At 62.9% G+C, this 23,218-nt stretch carries 23 protein-coding genes; 11 read left to right on the plus strand and 12 right to left on the minus strand.

Annotation, left to right across the window (positions count from 1 at the left end; translation table 11 throughout):
- Positions 1 to 80 precede the first annotated feature (80 nt).
- On the plus strand, positions 81 to 1,418 hold the full coding sequence (locus J3P86_RS22935) for an MFS transporter (protein ID WP_434628046.1): 1,338 nt from the start codon (positions 81 to 83) through the stop codon (positions 1,416 to 1,418).
- Positions 1,419 to 1,572: 154 nt separating this feature from the next.
- On the opposite strand, the gene J3P86_RS22940 is transcribed toward J3P86_RS22935, so the two are convergent.
- Complete coding sequence (locus J3P86_RS22940) at positions 1,573 to 2,451, minus strand: DMT family transporter (protein ID WP_434571664.1); 879 nt, start codon at positions 2,449 to 2,451, stop codon at positions 1,573 to 1,575.
- A 247-nt stretch (positions 2,452 to 2,698) separates the two neighbouring features.
- Between J3P86_RS22940 and ypfJ the strand changes: the two genes are divergently transcribed.
- Positions 2,699 to 3,586, plus strand: a complete 888-nt coding sequence (ypfJ, locus tag J3P86_RS22945) for a KPN_02809 family neutral zinc metallopeptidase (protein ID WP_434628042.1) — start codon at positions 2,699 to 2,701, stop codon at positions 3,584 to 3,586.
- Positions 3,587 to 4,534 (plus strand): alpha/beta hydrolase, encoded by a 948-nt coding sequence (locus tag J3P86_RS22950; RefSeq protein WP_434698941.1) that lies wholly within the window; start codon positions 3,587 to 3,589, stop codon positions 4,532 to 4,534.
- Positions 4,535 to 4,657: 123 nt separating this feature from the next.
- Here J3P86_RS22950 and J3P86_RS22955 read toward each other — a convergent pair whose 3' ends face one another.
- The 3 genes from J3P86_RS22955 to J3P86_RS22965 form a co-directional block, all read right to left on the minus strand.
- Positions 4,658 to 5,251 carry an HAD family hydrolase gene (locus J3P86_RS22955; RefSeq protein ID WP_434698942.1) on the minus strand — a complete coding sequence of 198 codons (594 nt, stop codon included), beginning with the start codon at positions 5,249 to 5,251 and terminating at the stop codon, positions 4,658 to 4,660.
- Entirely contained in the window at positions 5,248 to 6,117 is an 870-nt protein-coding gene (gene tesB / locus J3P86_RS22960; protein ID WP_072411434.1) for an acyl-CoA thioesterase II, read from the minus strand. Before tesB ends, J3P86_RS22955 begins: the two co-directional genes overlap by 4 nt.
- A 104-nt stretch (positions 6,118 to 6,221) precedes the next feature.
- Positions 6,222 to 6,791 (minus strand): GNAT family N-acetyltransferase, encoded by a 570-nt coding sequence (locus J3P86_RS22965; protein ID WP_434571658.1) that lies wholly within the window; start codon positions 6,789 to 6,791, stop codon positions 6,222 to 6,224.
- A 72-nt stretch (positions 6,792 to 6,863) separates the two neighbouring features.
- On the opposite strand from J3P86_RS22965, the gene J3P86_RS22970 reads away from it, so the two are divergent.
- Positions 6,864 to 7,784 carry a histone deacetylase family protein gene (locus J3P86_RS22970; protein WP_434571656.1) on the plus strand — a complete coding sequence of 307 codons (921 nt, stop codon included), beginning with the start codon at positions 6,864 to 6,866 and terminating at the stop codon, positions 7,782 to 7,784.
- Between the two features lie 281 nt (positions 7,785 to 8,065).
- Positions 8,066 to 9,307 (plus strand): TIGR03862 family flavoprotein, encoded by a 1,242-nt coding sequence (locus J3P86_RS22975; RefSeq protein WP_434698943.1) that lies wholly within the window; start codon positions 8,066 to 8,068, stop codon positions 9,305 to 9,307.
- Between the two features lie 135 nt (positions 9,308 to 9,442).
- Here the strand turns inward: J3P86_RS22975 and J3P86_RS22980 are convergent, their stop codons facing one another.
- The 5 genes from J3P86_RS22980 to J3P86_RS23000 all read right to left on the minus strand — a co-directional run bounded on the left by J3P86_RS22980 (position 9,443) and on the right by J3P86_RS23000 (position 14,128).
- On the minus strand, positions 9,443 to 10,780 hold the full coding sequence (locus tag J3P86_RS22980) for a DEAD/DEAH box helicase (RefSeq protein WP_434571654.1): 1,338 nt from the start codon (positions 10,778 to 10,780) through the stop codon (positions 9,443 to 9,445).
- 58 nt (positions 10,781 to 10,838) lie between these two features.
- A complete protein-coding gene (yedA, locus tag J3P86_RS22985) occupies positions 10,839 to 11,741 on the minus strand; it encodes a drug/metabolite exporter YedA (RefSeq protein ID WP_434628027.1) in 903 nt (300 codons plus the stop codon).
- Positions 11,742 to 12,116: 375 nt separating this feature from the next.
- Positions 12,117 to 12,728 carry a 3'-5' exonuclease gene (locus J3P86_RS22990; protein WP_434571652.1) on the minus strand — a complete coding sequence of 204 codons (612 nt, stop codon included), beginning with the start codon at positions 12,726 to 12,728 and terminating at the stop codon, positions 12,117 to 12,119.
- Between the two features lie 21 nt (positions 12,729 to 12,749).
- Positions 12,750 to 13,229: an NYN domain-containing protein gene (locus J3P86_RS22995; RefSeq protein WP_030140338.1), complete on the minus strand. Its 480-nt coding sequence runs from the start codon at positions 13,227 to 13,229 to the stop codon at positions 12,750 to 12,752.
- 128 nt (positions 13,230 to 13,357) lie between these two features.
- Entirely contained in the window at positions 13,358 to 14,128 is a 771-nt protein-coding gene (locus J3P86_RS23000; protein ID WP_434628024.1) for a DUF2076 domain-containing protein, read from the minus strand.
- 176 nt (positions 14,129 to 14,304) lie between these two features.
- On the opposite strand from J3P86_RS23000, the gene J3P86_RS23005 reads away from it, so the two are divergent.
- Both J3P86_RS23005 and J3P86_RS23010 read left to right on the plus strand, forming a co-directional pair.
- A complete protein-coding gene (locus J3P86_RS23005; protein ID WP_434571649.1) occupies positions 14,305 to 14,964 on the plus strand; it encodes a YciC family protein in 660 nt (219 codons plus the stop codon).
- On the plus strand, positions 14,961 to 16,040 hold the full coding sequence (locus J3P86_RS23010) for an endonuclease/exonuclease/phosphatase family protein (RefSeq protein WP_434698944.1): 1,080 nt from the start codon (positions 14,961 to 14,963) through the stop codon (positions 16,038 to 16,040). The genes J3P86_RS23005 and J3P86_RS23010 overlap by 4 nt, the downstream gene beginning before the upstream one ends.
- Before the next feature lie 130 nt (positions 16,041 to 16,170).
- On the opposite strand, the gene hrpB is transcribed toward J3P86_RS23010, so the two are convergent.
- The gene (gene hrpB, locus J3P86_RS23015; protein ID WP_434698945.1) at positions 16,171 to 18,687 is read right to left on the minus strand and encodes an ATP-dependent helicase HrpB; all 2,517 of its coding nucleotides are present in this window, start codon (positions 18,685 to 18,687) and stop codon (positions 16,171 to 16,173) included.
- A gap of 95 nt (positions 18,688 to 18,782) precedes the next feature.
- On the opposite strand from hrpB, the gene J3P86_RS23020 reads away from it, so the two are divergent.
- Positions 18,783 to 19,202: a polyribonucleotide nucleotidyltransferase gene (locus J3P86_RS23020; RefSeq protein WP_434698946.1), complete on the plus strand. Its 420-nt coding sequence runs from the start codon at positions 18,783 to 18,785 to the stop codon at positions 19,200 to 19,202.
- Between the two features lie 27 nt (positions 19,203 to 19,229).
- Entirely contained in the window at positions 19,230 to 20,123 is an 894-nt protein-coding gene (locus tag J3P86_RS23025) for a cation diffusion facilitator family transporter (protein WP_434698947.1), read from the plus strand.
- A gap of 145 nt (positions 20,124 to 20,268) precedes the next feature.
- Here J3P86_RS23025 and J3P86_RS23030 read toward each other — a convergent pair whose 3' ends face one another.
- A complete protein-coding gene (locus J3P86_RS23030) occupies positions 20,269 to 21,249 on the minus strand; it encodes a DUF6515 family protein (protein WP_434571643.1) in 981 nt (326 codons plus the stop codon).
- Positions 21,250 to 21,662: 413 nt separating this feature from the next.
- Here J3P86_RS23030 and J3P86_RS23035 point away from each other — a divergent pair, with 413 nt between their 5' ends.
- The gene (locus J3P86_RS23035) at positions 21,663 to 22,142 is read left to right on the plus strand and encodes an Lrp/AsnC family transcriptional regulator (protein WP_305498616.1); all 480 of its coding nucleotides are present in this window, start codon (positions 21,663 to 21,665) and stop codon (positions 22,140 to 22,142) included.
- A 214-nt stretch (positions 22,143 to 22,356) separates the two neighbouring features.
- Complete coding sequence (locus J3P86_RS23040) at positions 22,357 to 22,566, plus strand: DUF2788 domain-containing protein (protein ID WP_305498615.1); 210 nt, start codon at positions 22,357 to 22,359, stop codon at positions 22,564 to 22,566.
- Here the strand turns inward: J3P86_RS23040 and J3P86_RS23045 are convergent.
- The gene (locus J3P86_RS23045; RefSeq protein WP_434631154.1) at positions 22,561 to 23,127 is read right to left on the minus strand and encodes a pseudouridine synthase; all 567 of its coding nucleotides are present in this window, start codon (positions 23,125 to 23,127) and stop codon (positions 22,561 to 22,563) included. The genes J3P86_RS23040 and J3P86_RS23045 overlap by 6 nt on opposite strands.
- Between the last annotated feature and the right edge of the window lie 91 nt (positions 23,128 to 23,218).

Here is a 23,218-nt window from a genome sequence, read left to right on the forward strand (position 1 = left end):
CCACATTGACGCCGGGTTGCGGCGCGAGCCTCAATGCAGACCCAGACCACACCATAAGAATTTCAAGAACGGGTGCACCTATGATTCCTTCCCAGAGTTCCCGCCTGGCCCCCGGCCTGAGTGCCGCCCAAGACGGCATCGGCGACAAGATCCGTGGCGCCATGGCCGTGGGCAAGACCCGTTGGGGCATGCTTGCCCTGGTGTTTTTCGCCACCACCCTGAACTACATCGACCGCGCCGCCCTTGGGGTCATGCAGCCGATCCTGGCCAAGGAGATGAGCTGGACGGCGATGGACTACGCCAATATCAACTTCTGGTTCCAGGTCGGTTATGCGGTCGGCTTCCTGCTGCAAGGTCGCCTGATCGACCGGATCGGCGTCAAGCGCGTGTTCTTCTGCGCCGTGCTGCTCTGGAGCCTGGCAACCGGCGCCCATGGCCTGGCCACTTCGGCGGTGGGCTTCATGGTCTGCCGCTTCATCCTCGGCCTGACCGAAGCCGCCAATTACCCGGCCTGCGTCAAGACCACGCGGCTGTGGTTCCCGGCCGGCGAACGGGCCGTGGCCACCGGCATCTTCAATGCCGGCACCAACGTTGGCGCGATGTTCACGCCGATGCTGCTGCCGCTGATCCTGCACGTGTGGGGCTGGCAGGCCGCGTTCCTGTGCATGGCCGCGCTGGGCGGGATCTGGTTGCTGTTCTGGGGCCTGAAATATTTCAACCCGGAAGATCACCCCAGCGTCAAACAGTCGGAACTGGACTACATCCAGGCCCAGGAAGAACCGGACCAGGTCCGCGTACCGTTCTCCCGTATCCTGCGCATGCGCGGCACCTGGGCCTTCGCCCTGGCCTACTCGATTACCGCGCCGGTGTTCTGGTTCTACCTCTACTGGCTGCCGCCGTTTCTCAACCAGCAATACAACCTGGGCATCAACGTGACCCAGATGGGCATCCCGCTGATCATCATCTACCTGACCGCCGACTTCGGCAGCGTCGGCGGCGGGATCCTGTCCTCGTTCCTGATCGGTCGCGGGGTCAACCCGATCAAGGCGCGACTGGTCTCCATGCTGCTGTTCGCCTGCTGCATCGTTGGGGTGATCATGGCCGCCGGCTCCAGCAGCCTGTGGGTGGCGGTGTTTGCCATCTCCCTGGCCATCGGCGCGCACCAGGCCTGGACGGCAAATATCTGGAGCCTGGTGATGGATTACACGCCCAAGCACATGATGAGCACGGTGTTCGGCTTCGGCGGCATGTGCGCCGCCGTCGGCGGGATGTTCATGACCCAGTTGGTGGGGCACATCCTGACCGTCACCAATAACAACTACACGGTGCTGTTCACCCTGATTCCGGCGATGTATTTCATTGCGCTGATCTGGATGTACTTCATGGCGCCGCGCAAGGTTCCGACCCTGGAAAACTGACCGTGAACTAACGGACAGCGATTTACCCGTGGCGAGGGAGCTTGCTCCCGCTCGATTGCGCAGCAATCGCAAAAAAGCGAGGGCCGCTTCGCAGCCCAGCGGGAGCGAGCTCCCTCGCCACAAAAGCCTGTGCCAGCCATAAAAGGCTTGAGCTTTACTTGCGCCGCTGCTGCCACGCCGCTGCCAATCCACTCAAGCAGATCAGGACGATACCCACTACCGTGGTCAGCGTCGGCGTATGGCTGAACAACAGCCAGCCGAGCAGCCCGGCGAAAATAATCTGGCAATACCCGAATGGCGCCAGCAACGCCGGGGCGGCGAAGCGGAAGGCCTGGGTCAGCATCAGGTGCGCGGTCATCCCGCAGGCACCCAATGCGAGCATCATCAAGCCGTGGGTCACGCTGGGCACTTGCCAAAAAAACGGCACCAGCGCGCTCATCACCAGGGTATTGCAAAGTCCTGCGAAAAAGTTGCTGGTGGTCGGGCTGTCGATCTCGCTGAGCTTGCGCGTGAGCAATTGGTAGAAGCAGAAAAACAGCGCCGAACAGAACGGCAACAGCACCGCCGGCGTGAACAGATCACCACCGGGGTGAACGATGATCAGCACCCCGATGAAACCGAAGATCACCGCGATCCACTGACCGCGCGTCACGTGTTCGCCCAGCAACGGCACTGACAGCGCGGTGACCAGCACGGGGGCGAGGAAGTTGACCGCGGTCGCCTCGGCCAAGGGGATGTACATCAGCGCCGTGGTGAAAAACAGACTGGTGCCCAACAGGCACAACGCCCGGGCCAGTTGCCACAACGGACGCTTGGTCCGCAGCACCCGCAGCCCCGAGCGCGGCAGGAAAATGCCCGCCATCAACAACGTGTGCACCACGTAACGGGCCCAGACCACCATGATGATCGGATAAAAACCCGAGAGATATTTGGACAATGCGTCGTGACTGGAGAACAGGAACGTTGCGACCAGAATAAGCACGATGCCCTTGAAAGCCTGGTTGACGCCGGAGAGCGGAGTGCTGACGGTCATGAGGGAAACCTGCGTTGCTTGATGAAAGGCCGTGATCCTTGATGCACTTGTTGGGCCAGCGAGGATTCCGATAGTTCTGATCCGAAGTGTAATGAAAATTCCACTCTCGGGCAGGACCGGCGCACCGATGAACCAAAATCCCTGTCAGTTGCCTGAAAGCTCAAGCATGCGCGCACCTTGCGCTCCTGAAAGCTAGACTCTTCGCCACAGCTGCCATTCTTCGCACGTCATCCAGAGGATTCCCCACATGCTATGGAAAAAAGGTCGCCGCAGTGACAACGTGGTGGACGCCCGCGGTGACGGTGGGGGCGGCGGCGGGATGCGTTTTGGTGGCGGCAAGGGCTTGAGCCTGACGGCCATTATCCTGATCGTCGGCATCGGCTGGATCACCGGCCAGGACCCCATGCAGATTCTCGGGCAACTGACCGGGCAGATGGACCAGGCTTCCGCGCCCGCCTCTTCGCAAACGCGCCAGGCACCACCGGCCAACGACGAACAGGCTGAATTCGTGCGCTCCATCCTGGGCGATACCGAAGACACCTGGGGCCAGGTTTTCCAACAGGCCGGGCGCCAGTACCAGCAACCGAAGCTGGTGCTGTTCAGCGGTCGGGTCAACTCGGCGTGCGGCCTGGCTTCCTCGGCGACCGGCCCCTTCTACTGTCCGGCGGACCGGCAGGTTTACCTGGACATGAGTTTCTTCAAGGAAATGTCCCAGCGCTTTTCCGCCGCCGGAGACTTTGCCCAAGCCTACGTCATCGCCCATGAAGTGGGCCACCACGTGCAGACGCTGCTCGGCGTGTCGGCGAAAATCCAGGAAGCGCGCCAGCAAGGCCGGCAAATGGAAGGCGACGGTGGTTTGCTGGTGCGTCAGGAATTGCAGGCCGACTGCCTGGCGGGCGTCTGGGCCAACCACGCGCAAAAACGCCTGAACTGGCTTGAACCGGGCGATATCGAAGAGGCCTTGACCGCCGCCAATGCCATTGGCGACGATCGCCTGCAGCAACAAGGCCAGGGCCGCGTGGTGCCGGACTCGTTTACTCACGGCACCTCGGCACAACGGGTGCGCTGGTTCAAGACCGGTTTTTCTCAAGGCCAGGTCAGCCAGTGCGACACCTTCGCGGCGAAAACCCTGTAGATGAAGTGGCGGGCATTGATCGGGCTGGTGCTGTGCTGCGCCGTAGCCCAGGCCGAGGAACACGGCGTCAAGGTGATCGCCGAGGGACGCTTGCAGATCAGGGGCGGCGCCATGGCCGTCGGTGTCAGCCCGCCACCGGCCTCGATCGAGCGGGTGCTGATCATCCTCCATGGTCGGCTACGCAATGCCGATACTTACTTGCACAGCGCTGAAAAAGCCGCGGCACAGGCCGGTCAGTCGGCGACGACGTTGATCATTGCCCCACAATTTCTCAACGAACATGACGTAGCGCGCCATCAGTTGCCTGCCGAAATCCTGCGCTGGCAGGGCAACGACTGGATGGCGGGAGGCCTGTCCACGGGACCGAAACCGCTCAGTTCATTCCAGGTGCTGGACGACATCGTTGCGCGGGTCAGCGACCGCCAGCAGTTTCCCGCAGTGAAAGACATCATCATCGCCGGCCACTCCGGCGGCGCCCAAGTGGTGCAGCGCTATGCCCTGCTTGCCCATGGTACTTATCGCATCAGCCCACGGTTCGTGATCGCCAACCCTTCGTCCTATGTCTACCTGGACGCACAGCGGCCCATGGCGTTCGACCCGGTCAGTTGCCCAGGCTTCAATCGCTGGAAATACGGCCTGGAAAACCTGCCCGCCTACGCTACAGGGCAAACGCCCGCCCAGCTCGAGGATCGCTACATCAGGCGCGACATCGTCTATCTGCTGGGGCAACAGGACATCGACCCGGAACATCCGGCGCTGGATAAAGGTTGTGAAGCGCAGACACAAGGGGCGTATCGGCTGCTACGGGGGCATTTCTTCTTTGACTACCTGACCCGGCGTCACCCGCAAGGGTTGAATCAGCGACTGATTGAAGTGCCCGGGGTTGGGCATGATGGGGATGGGATGTTCAATTCGCCGGAGGGGTTGAAGGTGTTGTTTGGGCAGTGAGCGTTGTGTCGACCGGGAAACCCGTTCGCGAGCAGGCTCGCTCCCACAGGGGATCTGCGCTGGTCCTGAATCGCTGTGGGAGCGAGCCTGCTCGCGAAAGCGGCAAGTCAGGCACCACCCGAATCAAGCCGAAAGCATCCGCCGCAACTCGGCGCAATCACGCGCATGCCAGTCCGTCAACTCAGGCCAGGGATTGTCCGGCAGATTCACCAGCACCGTCCGCGCGCCCGCCGCGCGGCCGCAGTCGAGGTCAAAGCGGTAGTCGCCCACCATCACCATGGTCTCGGGCGCCACGTTCCAGGCCTCGGCCAGTTTCAACAGGCCACCGGGATGAGGTTTGGGCGGCGCTTCATCACGGCCGAGAACGTCCTCCACGGCAAAACAATCGGCCAGGCCGATCGCGTCAAGCGTCACGTGGGCGAGCTCGCGGGCATTGCGCGTCAGGATGCCCAGGCGATAACCACGCCCGGCCAACTCGCGGACCAGCTCCACCGCCCCCGGCGCGGGCCTGGAGCCCAGCGCCAGGTCCCGCTCGTGTTCCAGCAACCAGGCATGTTTGGCCGCGGCTTCTTCAGCGGGCAATCCCGCCAGATGCGTGAGGATGTCGTCTTCGGCCGGAATCGCCAGGGCCACGCGGATCGCGGCGAAATCGTGCACGGCGACGGTCAGCGTGCCGTCCATGTCGAACACCCAGTGCCGCACATCGGCCAGGCTCATGCCCAGTCCTTGCGATGGCGAATCAGGCCTTCCTGGGTCACCGAGGCCACCAGTTGCCCGGCGCGATTGAACACACTGCCACGGGAGAAACCACGGGAATTGCCGGCCCAGGGGCTGTCCATGGCGTAGAGCAACCAGTCATCGGCGCGCAGGTCGGCATGGAACCACAACGCGTGGTCGAGGCTGGCGACCTGCATGTCCTTGTGCCAGACCGATTTGCCATGAGGCAGCAACGAGGTGGTCAGCAGGCCGAAATCCGACGCGTAGGCCAGCAGGTATTTATGCAGGGCCGGGGAGTCAGCCAAGGCGCCATCGGCACGAAACCACACGTACTTGACCGGATCGGCCGGTTGCGGGTTGTACGGGTCCTTTTCGGTGACCGGGCGCACCTCGATCGGCTTGGGGCACAGCAGTTTTTCGCGCATGTGCTCAGGCAACAGGTGCGCGCGCTGCTGGGTCAGTTCCAGCTCCGAGGGCAGGTTTTCCGGCCCGACGACCTGCGGCATGGTGCTCTGGTGCTCGAAGCCCTGTTCGTCGTACTGGAACGACGCGCTGCAGGTGAAGATCGGGTTGCCCTTCTGGATCGCCGTGACCCGTCGGGTGCTGAAGCTGCCGCCATCACGCACGCGATCCACCTGGTAGACCACCGGCAACGCCGCATCGCCCGGACGCAGGAAGTAGCCATGCATCGAATGCACATGGCGCGCCTCTTCCACGGTCTGGCTGGCCGCCGACAGCGACTGGCCCAGCACCTGGCCGCCGAACAGCTGGCGAAAGCCCAGGTCCTGGCTGCGACCGCGAAACAGGTTCTCTTCGATCGGTTCCAGGGTCAGCAGGTCGACCAGATCTTCCAACACGTGGCTCATTCAGATTTTCCTCACACAGCACAAAACCGCGCAGGCTGTGCTGCGGCGGCGGATCGATAATTGGCCCGGGCCATTTTGGCGGGCATTGTAAACGTCCGTGTCGGTTAACCGTGAAGGGTCTGCAACCATTGCTCACGATTGATGCGATAGAGCACATGGTGACGCAATGGATGACCGACCGCGAGCTTTGGGTGTTCGAAATCATCGTCCGGATCGTGCTGCATGCCGATGGCCTGCATGACCTTCTGCGAAGGCAAGTTATCCACAGCGGTAAACGCCACCACTTCATCCAGGCCCAGGCGGTCGAAGGCGCAACGCAACGCGGTCCACGCGGCTTCGCTGGCATACCCCAGCCCCCAGTGTTCGCGCGCCAGGCGCCAGCCGATTTCCACCGCCGGGGTGAAATGCGCATCGAACCCGACCACGCCCAGCCCGGTAAAACCGATGAAGGCACCGGTGTCCTTGCGCTCCAATGCCCACAAACCAAAACCATGCTCGGCAAAATGCCCGCGCACCCGGCCGATCAACGCAGCGCTTTCCAGACGACTCAGGGGGGCCGGAAAATAACGCATCACTTGCGGATCGGCAGACATCGCCGCAAACGCCGGCAGATCTTCATCGCGCCACTGCCGCAGAATCAGCCGTGCGCTTTCCACTTCCAGTATCGGCTCCATCTTCACTCCCTTTCCATGCCCAGAGTCTACATCGCTGGTAGGATCCGTCACTCACCCGCCACTGAAAACACCATGCCGCTACCGCTGATCTACCACGAAGACTACAGCCCCGAATTCCCTGCGGAGCACCGTTTCCCCATGGACAAGTTCCGCCTGCTGCGCGATCACCTGGTGGACAGCGGCCTGGCCCGGGACGCGGACCTGCTGCGTCCGGCCCTATGCCCGCCGGACATCCTCGCCTTGGCCCATGATCGCGCCTATATCGAACGCTACATGGGCGGCGAGTTGTCCCGCGAAGACCAACGGCGCCTCGGCCTGCCCTGGAGCGAAGCCTTGGCTCGCCGAACGGTACGCGCCGTCGGCGGATCACTGCTGGCCGCCGAGCAGGCCCTCGAACACGGGCTGGCCTGTCACCTGGCCGGCGGTACCCACCACGCCCACTACGACCACCCGGCCGGATTTTGCATCTTCAATGACCTGGCGGTGATCAGCCGCTATTTCCTCGCCAGCGGTCAGGTCTCGCGAGTGCTGATTTTCGACTGCGACGTGCACCAGGGCGACGGTACGGCTCGAATACTCCATGACACTCCCGACGCCGTGACAGTTTCCTTGCACTGCGAAAAGAATTTTCCTGCACGCAAGGCGCAAAGCGACTGGGATATTCCCCTACCGATGGGCATGGAGGACGCCGCCTACCTGAAAGTCGTCGATGACGCGCTCAATTACCTGCTGCCGCTCTATCAGCCCGATCTGGTGCTCTATGACGCCGGCGTCGATGTGCACAAGGACGATGCCCTCGGTTACCTGAAGCTGACCGACGAAGGCCTCGCCGCCCGGGACGAGAGCGTCATGCGCCATTGCCTGGGCCGGGACATTCCGGTGGTCGGCGTGATCGGCGGCGGCTACAGCAAGGACCGCAAGGCCCTGGCCCGCCGGCACGGAATCCTGCACCACAGCGCACAGAAGGTCTGGACGTCATCAGGTTGTCATTGAAGCCTGGGTGCGTTACCCACAATGCCTGTGGAGCGGCCTGTGGATAACCTGAGCGAAAGGGCCTGCAACCTATGCCGTCTATAGCTCGCAAGAGCTTGGCTGTTTTTTAACCAGACTTTCCACGCATCCTGTATCCCCCCTGTGGGAGCGAGCCCGCTCGCGAATACGGTGCGCCAGTTGATAGTCATGTAACTGACACACCGCATTCGCGAGCAGGCTCGCTCCCACAGGGATTCGAGCTGGTAGAATGCCCCGCCTACTCTTGCCCCCACAGCCCGATCATGACCTCGACCACCAAGCCTTCCACCCCAAACATCGCCATTATCGGCGGCGGCCCGGCCGGCCTAATGGCGGCCGAGGTGTTGAGCAAGGCCGGCTTCCAGGTCGACCTGTACGACGGCATGCCATCGGTGGGCAGGAAATTTCTGCTGGCCGGTGTCGGCGGCATGAATATCACTCACTCGGAAGCTTTCCCGGCGTTCCTCTCCCGCTACGGCGAACGCGCGCCGAATATCGCCCCGCTGCTGCGGGCATTCGGCGCCGATGAGTTGTGCGAATGGATTCATGGCCTGGGCATCGACACCTTTGTCGGCAGCTCCGGGCGGGTATTTCCTACCGATATGAAGGCCGCCCCGCTGCTGCGCGCCTGGCTCAAGCGCCTGCGCGATGCCGGCGTGGTGATTCATACGCGCCACCGCTGGCTTGGCTGGAATGCCGACGGCAGCCTGCGCATTGCCAGCCCGGACGGGGAAAAGGCCCTACAGCCCGACGCGACCTTATTGGCGCTGGGAGGCGGCAGTTGGTCACGCCTGGGCTCCGACGGTGCCTGGATGTTGCCGCTGGAACAGCGCGGCGTGGTCCTCGCGCCCTTGCAGCCAAGCAACTGCGGGTTCGATGTGCCGGGCTGGAGCGATCTGCTGATCGCCAAATTTGCCGGCACCCCACTGAAGAACATTGCCATCGGCCTCGACGATGACGTGCCACGCCTCGGCGAATGCGTCATCACCGTCACCGGCATCGAGGGCAGCCTGATCTATGCGCTGTCGGCGCGGATTCGTGAGGCTATCAACCAACACGGCAGCGCGACCATTCATCTGGACCTGCTGCCGGGCCGGCCTGTGGACAAGATTCTCCTGGCATTAAGCAAGCCTCGCGGTTCTCGCTCGATGGCTAAGCATCTGCACAGCCAGTTGGGGCTCGACGGGGTGAAGGCGGCGTTGTTACGGGAACTGACTTCAGCCGATTGTTTTGCCGACATGGCGCGGCTGGCCCAGGCGATCAAGGCGTTGCCGGTCACGCTGGTGAAAACCCGTCCGCTGGACGAAGCCATCAGCAGTGCCGGCGGCGTGACCTTCGAGGCACTCGATGAGCGACTGATGCTCAAGCAAATGCCCGGCGTTTTCTGCGCGGGAGAGATGCTCGATTGGGAAGCGCCGACCGGCGGGTACTTGCTTACGGCATGCTTTGCCAGCGGTCGTGCGGCGGGGTTGGGGATGGTGGAGTGGCTGCAGCGCCAGGCTTGAAATCTTTGTTGTCGCCTTCGCGAGCAGGCTCGCTCCCACAGGGATCGGGCGCTGGACACCAGAGCGGTGAACACCACGAAGCCCTCGTGGGAGCGAGCCTGCTCGCGAAAGCAATCTATCCGACGCAGCAAATCATCAAGGCTTACGCTTGCGCGGTCCGGTATTGAACACCGGCACTTTTCGCACAGGTTTCACCGAAGGCTCCACCGGCCCCGAGTCGCCACTGTCCACCCACTTGCCAAGGTTGCGCTTGCCGCCACCACCGGAAGCTTTCGGCTTTTTTGGTTTTTTCGGTTTCTTGATCACCTGGCCGCTGGCATCGGTTTCCGGCACGCGATGCTCAGGTTCGAAATCATGTTCCATCTGCCGGGGCAATGCCTGGCGGGTCAGGGTTTCGATGGCCGACAGCAGATTCACTTCATCGGCGCAGACCAGGGAAATCGCCTGCCCGGTGGCACCCGCACGGCCCGTACGACCGATACGGTGGATGTAGTCCTCGGCGACGATCGGCAAATCGAAGTTCACCACCAGCGGCAAGTCCTCGATGTCCAAGCCACGGGCCGCGACGTCGGTGGCCACCAGGATCTGCACTTCGCTGGCCTTGAAACGATCCAGCGCACGCTGGCGGGTCGCCTGGGGTTTGTCGCCGTGGATGCCATCGGCGTTGACGCCCAGGCCCTGGAGTTTTTCCACCAGTGCATCGACGCCGTTGCGGGTCTTGGCAAATACCAGCACCTGCTTCCACTTGTGCTTGCGCATCAGGTGGATGAACAGTTCCGGCTTGCGCTTCTTGTCCACCGTCACCACCCATTGCTTGACGGTGTTGGCGGCCACGTTGCGCGGGCTCACTTCGATGCTCAGCGGGTCGTTGAGCATCTGCCCGGCCAGCAGGCGGATCGCATCGGAGAAGGTCGCCGAGAACAGCAAGGTCTGGCGCTTCTTCGGCAGGGCCTTGTAGATGTTCGCCAGTTCTTCGGAGAAGCCCAGGTCGAGCATGCGGTCGGCCTCGTCCAGCACCAGGGTCTGCAACTGGTTGAACTTCAGCGCGTTCTGGCGGAACAGGTCGAGCAAGCGGCCCGGCGTGGCCACCAACAGATCGACGCCTTTGCGCAGCTTCATCATTTGCGGGTTGATGCTGACACCGCCGTACACCGCGTAGGTGCTCAGCGGCAGGTTCTGCGCGTACTGGCGCACGCTTTCATGGACCTGCTCGGCCAGCTCGCGGGTCGGTACCAGGATCAGCGCGCGCACCGAGTTGGCGGCAACTTTCGGTCCTTCGGTGGTCAACAACTGCAACAGCGGCACGGCGAAACCGGCGGTCTTGCCGGTGCCGGTCTGGGCTGCTGCCATCAGGTCGCGACCGGCGAGCACCGCCGGCATGGCTTGGGCCTGGACCGGGGTCGGCGTCTGGTAGCCGAGCGTCTCGAGGGCGCGCAGCAGGGGTTCGATCAGGCCAAGAGTGGCGAAAGTCATGGAGATACCGTAGGAAAAATCAGCGCAAGGTGTGCAATGCGCGGCAGTTTACCCTAAATCATGATTCGGCCGGTGGGGGCTTGGGCTTGCGCCACTGCGGCAACCCGATCAGGACCACGGCGCTGATAATCACCAGCATCGCCAAGGCCTCTTCGATACCGATGGTTTCCCCGGCGAAGACGATCCCCAGCAACACCGCTACCGCCGGGTTGACATAGGCGTAGCTGGTGGCTGCGGCCGGACGCACATGCTTGAGCAAGTACATGTAGGCGTTGAAGGCGATGATCGAACCGAAACCGATCAGATAGACCAGCGCGAACCAGCCTTCCAGCGGCGGCATGCTTTCCAGGCGCTCGCCACTGGCGAAGCTGCCGATCAACAGCACCACGCCGGCCACCAGCATCTCCACGGCGCTGGCCATGGCGCCTGCGGGTAGTTGCACATGTTTACTCAACACCGAACCGAAGGCCCACGAGGCGGCGGCGAACACCAGCAAAGCCGCCCCCAACGGGCTCGACTGCAGGTTGGAACCCAGGTTGAGCATGGCAATGCCGATCAACCCCAACACAATCCCCGCCCACTCGAGACGGGTATTGCGTGCACCCCAGAAATACCCGCAGAGCAAGGTGAACAACGGCACCGTCGCCACGGCCAGCGCCGCCACGCCCGAAGCTACGCCTGTATGCTCGGCGATACTCACCGCACCATTGCCGAAGGTCAGCAGCAACACGCCAATGAGCGCCCCGGCCTTCCATTGCGCCCAGGTCGGCGCCGGCGCGCCCTTCCAGCGCAAGAAGCCGTACATCAACGACCCGGCGATCACAAAACGAATCCCGGCCAGCAGCAAGGGCGGCCAATGCTCGACGCCGATGCGAATCACCAGATAGGTCGATCCCCAGATGACGTACAAGGCGAAGAAGGCAGCGATCAATGGCAACGGAAAACGGCGTGGGCCAGGCATGTTCAGCTCGAAGTCAGGACGATGAAACCTGTCATTCTAAAAAGGCAATCGACAGAAATTAAGTTACAAAATCTGTTTATCCGAGCCATACACTTTTCAAGACACGGCAGATCTCAGATCAACACAACCCACCCTGTGGGAGCGAGCCTGCTCGCGAAAGCTACAGACCAGCCAACATCGATGCCGACTGACACACCGCCTTCGCGAGCAAGCTCGCTCCCACAATGGAGCTTGTGCTGTACGCATCATCTGAGTAGCCATCGAACCCTGTGGGAGCGAGCTTGCTCGCGAAGGCGTCCGCCCTGCCAACATCTGTGGTGGCTGACACACTGCTTTCGCGAGCAGGCTCGCTCCCACAGGAGAGTTGTGCAGTGTTCAGAACCCGCGATGGCGCTTGAGATGCTCGTTGATCTTCGCTGCCGGCACCTTCTGCAAGCTGCACAGCAGATCATGGGACAGCTCCCGCAACCCATGCTTTTGCCGCAGCTCCGAGGCCAGGTGCGCGGTGAGGTTGGCGGCCATTTCGGCGTCGGCCATGGCCCGGTGAGCCTGGCCGGTGTGGGGCAGGCCGGCGAAAGCGTTGAGCGTGCCGAGCTTGTGGTTCGGCGCCGCTGGCATCAGGCGTCGGGCCAACAGCAGTGAACAGGCAAAATTCTGCAGGCGGGTGCGCTTGATTCGTCCCAGTTCGAAGTCCCAGAACTTCTGGTCGAACGCGGCATTGTGAGCCAGCAGCGGCGTGATGCCGACGAACTCGTTGACCTCGTTCATGACCTTTTCCGCTGGCGGTGCGCTGCGCAGCATGGCATTGCTGATACCGGTCAGTTGCTCGATGAAGGCCGGCACGCGCACGCCGGCGTTCATCAGGCTCTGGTAACGGTCGACTATCCGGCCTTGCTCAAGGATCACCACGGCGATTTCGGTGGCCCGGCAACCGCTGCTCGGGGTGATGCCGGTGGTTTCAAAGTCGATGACTGCGATGCGTTCCAAACCGGTGGGGCTCCTTGAAAATCAATTCTTGAGCAGCAACGCGCCTTCGATCGGCACGTAGCGGCTGGCGGCGCGGATCAGCGAGTTGGCGGTCAGCCCAGGTACTCCATAGGCCACAGCCTGCACGCCGTGTTTGCTGATGATGCGTTCGAGCAACATGTCGAAATCGCCATCACCGGAGGCCAGGACCACCTCGTCGACATGGTCGGCGGCGTCCATGATGTCCAGGGTGATGCCCACGTCCCAGTCGCCCTTGGCCGAGCCGTCGCTGCGCTGGATATAGGGCTTGAGTTTCACGGTGAACCCCAGGTTGCGCAGGATCTGCTGGAACTGCTGTTGCTTGCTGTCACCGCGATCGATCGCGTAGGCATAGGCCTCGACGATCTGCCCCTGCTTGCTCACATCAGCCCACAGCGCCGCGTAGTTGAAATGGCAGCCATAGGCTTGGCGCACGGTGTAGTAGAGGTTCTGGACATCGGCGAACACTGCGATTTTTTTCACCGCGTTTCCTCTTGAATGCACACGCGCGCAGGCCACCCGGGCCGAAAAGTCGCCCAGTATGCCAGTCTCGAGGAGCGTTCCGCGAATAATCGGCCCGAGGCGCCAGGGCGCCCCGGACGAACGGCGGATCAGACGAAAGAGTCGTCGTCGCCGAACAAGGACGAATCGTCGCTGTAGTCGGCGTCGCTGAAACCGCCCTGGTCGTTGCCATAGCTATTGTTGCCGTCGCTATCGCTGTCGGCCACGCGCTGATCATCGCCCCAACCGCTGTCACCGTTGTTGGCGGTGTCATTGACCGGCTGGGCCGGCTCTTCCTTGAGGACCTCGACGATCTCCTCGGGTTGATTGCTGTGGAACAGGCTACTGATGCCCTGGGCGAGCATCACACCACCGGCCACGCCCGCCGCGGTTTTCAAGGCGCCACCGAGAAAGCTGCCCGCCGCTGGGGCCTGCTGTTGCGGCGCGGCATAGTTGCCGGGCGCAGCGCCAAAGCCTGGCTGGGCCGGTGCGTTGAAGGAAGGCCGCGCAGGTTCGCGCCAGCCGCCACCGCTGGATGCCGGTGCGCTTGCTGGCCGTGAATCGCGGTTGCTGCCACCGAAGATACTCGAAAGGAAACCACCGCCGCCGCTTGGCGCCGAAGTCTGGCTGCGGGCCTGCTGCAATTCGCCCTGCAATTGCTCGACCTGTTGGGCGAGCTGTCTGTTCTGCTCGTCCAGGCGCTTGATCGCCGCCTCTTGCACCAGGATCGCCTGGGCCATGAAATAGCCCGCGGCAGGCTGGTTGGCCAAGTGTTCCTTGATCCGCGCCTCTGCCTGGGCGTCGCGCGGGGCTGAATCCTTTTCGGCCTGTTGCAGCCGGGAAAACAGTCCATCGATCAGGGTTTGTTCTTCGCTGTTCATGGCGACCTCATCAGATTGCCGGATTAAAACCAGGCCGGTCGCAAAGACCGGTGCGATTCAGTAATGGGGCTGCGCAGGAAGCTTTCAATGGTCTTTACCTGATGTTTACGTTTGCTTGTGCGGTCGCTTGATCGGTTAAAGTGTCGGACCGCTTTTTCGAACTGCGATACCGACTCATGAATCCGTTAGAAGTACTGCGTGACTCCTTGTATTTTTTCAAGCGCAACCTGGGCCGGATCGCCCAGCTGTGCCTGCCGCTGGTAATACTTGAGGCGGTCCTGCAACAAGGGGTGGACAGCGCCATCGGCGCCGACGGTTTCTCCGGCTACAGCGTGATCGTCGGTCTCCTCGTGTACCCGCTGTATACCGCGGCGTTGATCCTGTTTCTCGATGCCCGCAGTCGCGGCGAAGCCCCGCGTGCCCGTGACCTGCTCGCGGCAGCCCTCCTCCAGTGGCCGCGCTTCGCCTTGCTGACCGCCCTTAACACGTTGCTGATCCTGATCGGCATTTCCTTGTACTTCCTGCCGGGGCTGTGGCTGATGGTCGTCCTCGCCTTCGGTGAATACCTGTTGGTTTTGCGGGGCATGGCGCCCTTGGCGGCCATGAAGGAAAGCGCGCGCCTGAGTCGAGGCAATTTCTGGCGAATCCTGTTATGCATCCTCGCCGTAATGGTCCCGTTGTGGCTGCTCAAGGGCGCCAGCGTCTCGGTGTATCCGCCGCCGCAGAACCCCTTCATCAGTTTGCTGATCGACAGCGTTCACAGTTTCTTGCAACTGTTCACCACCGTGGTGCTGTTCCGAATGTTCATGTTGATTGCAGAAAAACCCGAGCCATGACCCGTCTGCTGCGATACACCTTGCTGGGCCTGTTGTTGCTCGTCGGCATTGCGGCCTTTTCCATCTATGGCCCGACCTGGCGCCCACAGGCCCGGGAAGCGATGCCCGTCAGCTGCTCCGCGAAGGCCCCACCGCTGGTGCCCGGCCAAGCCCTGAAGGTGATGACCTGGAACGTCCAGTTCCTGGCTGGCAAGCGCTACGTGTTCTGGCACGACCTGGCCGAGGGCGACGATGAAAGCCCGACCCCGGAAGACATGGCCTTCAGCCTCGACGAAGTGGCACGGGTCATTCGCGACGAACAGCCGGACGTGGTGCTATTGCAGGAACTCGACAACGGCGCCAAGGCCAGCGACTACCAGAACCAGCTCAAGCTCTTGCAGGAACGGCTGGCCGACCTCTATCCCTGCGGCACCAGCGCTTTTGACTGGAAAGCCGATTTCATTCCCAGCCCACATATCTTCGGCAGCGTTGGTCGCCAGTTGGCGACGCTGAGCCGCTATCGCATCGACCACGCCGAGCGGGTGCAATTGCCCGTGGCCGAGGCGAACTTCATCACCCGCCAGTTCCAGCCGAAAAATGCCTTGCTTGTGAGTTACCTGCCCCTGAGCGGCGGCGGCCAACTGGCGGTACTCAATACACATCTGGAGCGGGCCACCCAGCCGGACGACACTGCGCGCGCGCAAGTCAGCGCGATAGCCAAGGCCTTGGACAAGCTTGAATCCGCCGGCACTCCCTGGCTGACCGGGGGAGACTTCAACCTGTTACCCCTGGGCCAATACCGACGCCTGCCCACCGAGCAACGCTCGCCCTACTCCGCCGACAGCGAATTGCATCTGCTGTGGGACAAATACCCGATGATCCCCACCAACAACGAGGCCAGCGGCATCGACCGCGCAAACTGGCTGACCCATTACCCCAACGATCCCGGCCTCAACGGCCCCGATCGGACCGTCGATTACCTGTTCTACAGCCCCCGCCTCAAACGGGTCGAAGCCCAGGTCCGGCAGGACGATACGTTGCGCATTTCCGATCATTTGCCGGTGATCGCGCGGTTTCTGTTGCCGGCCACCCCTTGATCCAGACAAACGCGCCGCACTCCTGTGGGAGCGAGCCTGCTCGCGAAGACGGTGTCACGGTCGACGGAGATGCTGAATGTGCGACCTCTTCGCGAGCAGGCTCGCTCCCACAGGAGGTTTGTGTTGGGCCTCACTTACGCGGCTTGGCCCGCGCCGTCGCCTCCGCCACCAGCGGGTCGTCCGGCCAGTAGTGCTTGGGATACCGTCCCTTGAGATCCTTCTTCACCTCGGCGTAAGTACTACGCCAGAAGTTCGCCAGGTCCTGGGTCACTTGCACTGGTCGGCGCGCGGGCGATAGCAGGTGCAGCTTGACCACCTGCCGACCACCGGCGATACGCGGGGTGTCGGCCAGGCCGAAAAGCTCCTGCAAGCGCACCGCCAGAATAGGTGGGTGTTCGCTGTAATCCAGGCGAATCGATGAACCGGAAGGCACGCTCACGTGCTGCGGCGCGAGTTCGTCCAGCCTTTGCGGCAGAGGCCAGGGCAACAGGTTACGGACGATGCTCGACAGGTCCAGGTTGGCAAAATGACTAAGGCGCGACACCCGGCCCAGATATGGCATCAACCAGTCTTCAAGACTGAGCAGCAACGCCGCATCGCTGACGTCCGGCCACTCGCTGTCGCCCTTGGTATCCAGGTCGAGCCGACGCAACAGCGCCACCCGCGCCTGCCACTGACGCAGCTCCGGCGTCCACGGCAACAATTCCAACCCCTTGCGCCGTGCCAGGTTGACCAGCGCCCGGCTGCGGGCAGATTCATCCAGGCCGGTCAATGGCTCGCGGCTGAGCACCAGTTCACCGACCTTGCGCTGGCGCTCGGCCCGCAGCACGCCTTCGCGCTCGTCCCAATCCAGTTGGTCTTCGGTACGTACTTGCTCTGCCAGCACCGAATCGAACAGCACCGGATCGAAATCCGTCGCCAGATAGATCCGTTCTTCCCGCTGGCCTTGGCGACTGCCCAGTTCGGCAATCACCAACCACGGTTGCTTCATCAAGCTATCGGCCTCGGCAAACAGCGCCGCGCGCCCATTCGCCAGGCGATATTCCGCGCCGCCGGGTCGCCGCTGTTGCGCGACGCGATCCGGATAGGCCAGCGCCAACAGCACGCCGAGCCAACGCGGATGCTCGGGATCGGCGACAGCTTCCTCGGCCTTGCCGCGCAAGTAGCCACGATATTGCCGGGCCAATTGCCGCGCCCGCTGCACACCGCCCTGAGCGCCGCGTGCCGCTCGTTCCTCGCCGGACAGTAACGCCAGGCGACTGTGCAAATCCGCGCCGGCGCCTCGAAGAATGTCACGTTCGCCCAACAGCGCCGCGACATTGCAGGCCATGTCCGCCAGCCCCAGCGCCTGGCCCCGCAGCAGCAAGTGCGCGATGCGCGGATGGGCCGGCAGCTCGGCCATGGCCTGGCCGTGCCGAGTCAGTTGTCCACCGTCCAGCGCACCCAGGCGCTGCAATAAATCCCGCGCCTGGGCATACGCGGCGGTCGGCGGGACGTCGAGCCACGTCAACTGCTGCGGCGTCACGCCCCAGCGGCCCAACTGCAACGCCAGACCGGCCAGGTCCGCCGAGAGAATCTCGGCGCTGCCGTAGGCCGCCAGCTGTTCATGCTGGTCTTCGGACCACAGCCGGTAACACACCCCCGGCTCCAGTCGCCCGGCCCGGCCGGCCCGTTGGGTGGCGCTGGCGCGGGAGATACGCTGGGTGTCGAGGCGGGTCATGCCACTGCCCGGGTCGAAGCGCGGTACGCGGGCGAGCCCGGCATCGACCACCACCCGCACACCGTTGATGGTCAGGCTGGTCTCGGCGATGTTGGTGGCGAGCACCACTTTGCGCTGGCCGGGCGGTGCCGGATCGATGGCGGCGCGTTGGGCGGCCAGGTCCAGTTCGCCATGCAGTGGACAGAGCAACACGTTGCCGCCCTCGCCCAAGGCTTCGGCCAATTGTTGATGAACGCGGCGAATCTCCGCCTGCCCCGGCAGGAACACCAGCACGCTGCCGGTTTCGTCGTGCAGCGCTTCGAGAAGGGTCTGCACCAGTCGCGGTTCGATGAATTCGCCGGGCTGGAATGGCCGGCCCCAGCGCACCGCCACCGGGAACATGCGTCCTTCGCTGCGCAGGATCGGCGCATCGTCCAGCAACCCGGCCAGGCGTTCGCCTTCCAGGGTCGCGGACATCAGCAGGATTTTCAGCGGTTGGTCTTCGCGAAACAGCTCACGGCCATTGAGGCTCAAGGCCAAGGCAAGGTCGGCGTCGAGGCTGCGCTCGTGGAATTCATCGAAAATCAACAGCCCCACGCCATCCAGTGCCGGGTCATCCTGTAAGCGACGGGTGAGGATGCCTTCAGTGACCACTTCGATGCGGGTTTTCGGCCCGACCTTGCTGTCGAGGCGAATCCGGTAGCCCACGGTTTCGCCGACCTTTTCCCCCAGCTCGCTGGCCAGGCGCTCGGCCGCCGCCCGTGCCGCCAGGCGCCGGGGTTCGAGCATCAGAATGGTCTGCCCGGCCAGCCACGGCTCGTTCAAGAGGGCCAAGGGAACACGGGTCGTCTTACCAGCACCGGGGGGCGCTTCGAGCACCGCTTCGTGGCGCGACGCCAAGGCTTGGCGCAGGGCCGGTAAAACTTCATCAATCGGCAAAGAAATCATGCTGGCTCCAAAACAGAGGGCCGAGTATAACGGCGAACTGTTTAGCGTGGTCTGGACTCCAACCAGCAACGCCCTTACCTGCTCAGGAGATTGTTATGCGTATTCCCTTTCGCGTGATCGGCGGCGTGCTGGTCGCCAGCCTGCTGACCCAGATCAGCGCCTGTGGCTCGATCTTCTACCCCGACCGTCGCGGCCAGATCGAGGGCAAGATCGACCCGGCCATCGCCGCGCTCGACGCCGTCGGCCTGCTGTTCTACATCATCCCCGGCCTGATCGCCTTTGCCGTGGATTTTGCCACCGGCGCGATCTATTTCGAGCCGGGCAGAAGCGTGCAGATCGAACCGGAGAAACTCAAGCCGGCCATCAACGCCGACGGCACGGTCAATAACCAGAAGCTGCAAGCCATCCTGGAGCGCGAGCTGGGCCGCAGCTTCCCGCTGAACGACCCGCGCCTGATCCAGCACAAGGGCAACGTGCAACAACTGGCCACGCTCGGTCTCGTACCCGCCGCGTAAGAGGCGCAGCCCAAGGAAGACCGCGCCATGACCACCAGCGCCGAACATGCTCGCCTGCTACGCCTGGCCACCCGCGCATCGGTGGCCGTGGCGTGCATTCTGATCGTTGCCAAGGCGCTGGCCTGGTGGCTCAGCGGCTCGGTAAGCATGCTTGCCGGCCTGACCGACTCGGCGCTGGACGGCGTCACCTCGTTGCTCAATCTGCTGGCGGTGCATTACGCCCTGCGACCGGCTGATGACGATCATCGCTACGGGCACGGCAAGGCTGAATCACTGGCCGGCATGGCCCAGGCACTCTTTATTGGCGGCAGCGCGGTGCTGATCGCATTGCAGGCATACGAACGACTCAAGCAGCCGCTGCCGGTCGAGGCGCCCTGGCTCAGCGTCGGCGTGATCGTGTTTTCCCTGGCACTGACCCTGGCGCTGCTGGCGTTGCAGCATCGGGTCGTGCGCGCCACCGGCTCCAACGCCGTGCGCGCCGACTCGCTGCACTACCGCTCGGACCTGTTGCTCAACGGTAGCATTCTGGTGGCCCTGGTCCTGGCCGGGTTCGGCTGGTACCAGCTCGACGCCTGGTTCGGCCTGGGCATCGCCGCGTACATCCTCTGGAGCGCAGTGCAGATTGCCCGGGAAAGTTTCGCCGTGCTGATGGATGAAGAACTGCCGCCAGACGTCAGCCAGCACATGCTCGAACTGGCCTGCGCGGTGCCCGGCGTGGTCGGCGCCCATGACCTGCGCACACGAATCTCCGGCAACCACTGGTTCGTGCAGTTGCACCTGGAACTGCCGGGAGAACTGACCCTGTCAGTGGCCCACGGCATCAGCGACCAGGCCGCCGATGCGATCCATCGCGCTTATCCGAAGGCCGAGGTGCTGGTGCATGCCGATCCGACAGAAGTGGTGAAGCGCGCCAACGCTTGATACTCAAGATTTGAACACACAACCTGTGGCGAGGGAGCTTGCTCCCGCTCGGTTGCGCAGCGACCGCAAGATCTTAGGGCCGCTGCGCAGCCCAGCGGGAGCAAGCTCCCTCGCCACAGGGAGCTGTTTTTTCTATTTCGAGTAATCAGTACGTCACCTGATACCCACGACTGCTCAAGCAATCGCCCTGGGCCCGGCGGTAGGTTTGCACCACTTCCGGCGCCGGTGGGTAGGTATAGGTGCGCGGGTCGAAACCACTCTGCTGCACCGCCCAGCGATAGCAATCGTAGCCGTCCTGGTTGACCTGCTCGGGCGACTGGCCGTTGGCCGGATAAGCCACCACGTCGAAGCTGTTGCCCTGGGGCTGCGGCTGCGGATTGGCGACCGGCGCCTCGACCACGACGTAGTCCCGGGTGTTGGCTTCATAAATGTAATAGGCACCGGCGGCGAGGAAAAACAGCGAGCTGCCGATCCAGACCTCACGGGCATAATCGGGCAGATAGCGGGTACGAATGCCCCGAGGCGGCTGCACTACGACATAACGCGGCCCTTGCGGACGATACCAGTAGCCACCCGAGTAGAAATAATCCTGGCCGCGATAAGGCACACGGTAATTACGATCCGGGAAACGATCGATCACATACCCTGGCCGATATTGCGGCCCCTGCCCCCAACCGTTGCCATGGCCGTCCGGCCGACCGGGCCAGTGCTGATCGGGCCGGTTGTCGTGGCCTGGACGCGGCCCGCCGTTCGGATAGCCGTCGTTGCGCCGTGGAATGTCGCGGTAGTAGCCCGGTCGCGGCTCCTGGGTCTGGGTCACGCTGTCGGGCCGGCCCTGGATCGGCAGATTGTTGCCCGGTTGCTGTTGCGGCGGGCGGTTGTGTACGTTGGGGTCCTGCGGTGGACGCTCGTAGTGTTGCCCACCTGGAGATTGCGGCTGGACCTCGAACTGTCGGCTGTTATCGCCACGAATGATCTCGTTGCTTTGCGGCCGGGGCTGGCCTGAATAACCCGGGCCATTACCGTTTGGGCCGCCACGGTTCTGCTGATCATCCGCCATTCCCTGCGCACTGACACTTGCCCACAACAGACCAACACCTGCCAAACGCCAGATGCGCGACTTCATGAAATTCCTCACAGCGGTTCGGGGCCTGAAAATAAGACTGGAAAAGCCCAGGCCGGTTCTGCGACAGGTTATCAGGCGCGAGGTTTATTTCGCAGGCATAAAAAAGGGAGGCCCGTCGGCCTCCCCTTGAGAATCTAGTCCGTGCGCGACGCTTGTGGCATCGGCTCACCTCACGCCGTCTTCTGGACAGTGTGCAGCTCGGGGGTCTGCCAGTACCGATGGGTACTGCGACCGCAGCCGGCCTGATTGGGCGGGCTGCACTGGACTGTTTGTCCGAGCAGTGATCTTGGTGGTAAGCATAGGCCCGAGGCGCCGGCAGATGATTGCTAAGATTGCTTGAATAAACACTACTTGCGCAATTTTTACCCTTGGATGGATAATCTTCCGCAATTAACCGAATAAAGGCCCGCTCAATGAGCAAACTCGACCGTTACGACCTGAGCATCCTGGCGGAATTGCAGCGCGACGCGCGCATCTCGAACCAGGAATTGGCCGAGCGCATCGGCCTGTCGCCCTCCCCCTGCTCGCGGCGGGTCAAGCAATTGGAAGACGATGGCTACATCACCCGCCAGGTTGCCCTGCTCGATCGCAAGATGCTCGGCCTGAGCCTGACGGCCTATGTGCTGATTGGCATGGACCGCCACACCCCCGACCGCTTCGAGACCTTCGAAGCCGCGATCCGCAACCTGCCGCAAGTGCTTGAATGCAGCCTGGTGACCGGCATCGACGCGGATTACCAACTGAAGGTGGTGGTGCCGGATATGGATCATTACCAGAAGCTGCTGCTGGGCCACCTGACCCGGATCGAAGGCGTCACCAGCGTGCGTTCGAGTTTTGTGCTGAACCAGGTGCTCAACAGTACCGAGCTGCCGCTGACTCACCTGCGCAGCTGAGAGCGTCATCGCGAGCAGGCTCGCTCCCACATTGACCAGGTGGACGCACATTTGCGAAACAGCTGATCCCCCTGTGGGAGCGAGCCTGCTCGCGAAAGCGGCAGCCCGGGCGCTGCACGGCTGCGACACACCGCCGCAGCCCGATCCTGCGCCCCGCCGCCATGCCGTATACTCGCCCCTGCCTTTTCAACCCCGCCCACGCCGGAGTGCGCCGATGGATCCTGCTGTTTTCGAAGAGTGGATGATGACCGGACTGGTCAGCATCCTGATCATTTTCATGGGGTTCATCGTCTGGGACCTGGCGAAGAAATCCAAGGCCGGGCGTTTCGGCTCGTTCATCCTGTTTTTCGTGCTCGGCCTGGGCGTGGCGGCGTTCATCATCAAGAGCGTGGTCATCGGTCTGATCGAATCCGGCTCGTTATAAACGCGCCGGTACCTCTTTCCATTGGCCCTGATCGAGCCCTTCGATCGTCCAGTCACCGATCCTGACCCGCACCAGGCGTAGGGTCGGCAGACCCACCGCGGCGGTCATGCGCCGCACCTGGCGGTTGCGCCCTTCACGTATCACCAGTTCCAGCCAACTCGTCGGCACGCTTTTGCGAAAGCGCACCGGTGGATTGCGCGGCCATAATTGCGGTTCGTCCAGCTGACGGGTCTCGGCCGGCAGCGTCATACCGTCGTTCAACTCGACCCCATCACGCAAACGCTGCAGTTGCTCGTCGCTCGGCTCACCCTCGACTTGTACCCAGTACGTCTTGGCCAGCTTGTGCTTGGGATCGGCGATGCGCGCCTGCAACTGGCCGTCATTGGTCAGCAACAGCAATCCTTCGCTGTCGCGGTCCAGCCGACCGGCCGGGTAGATGCCCGGTACGTCGATGAAATCCTTGAGCGTGGCGCGCCCTTCGCCGTCGCTGAATTGCGTCAGCACGTCAAAAGGCTTGTTGAACAGGATCAGTTTCGCTTCGGCCGGCGGCGCCTTGGCCACACGGCGCGGGGTGGAAGCGGGAGGCTTCGCGCCAGGGCGGCGGGAAGCGGGGCGTGGAGGACGGGGCATGGCGGCAACAATATCCAACGGT

Source organism: Pseudomonas sp. D1-1, assembly GCF_051132225.1.
Lineage (GTDB): Bacteria > Pseudomonadota > Gammaproteobacteria > Pseudomonadales > Pseudomonadaceae > Aquipseudomonas.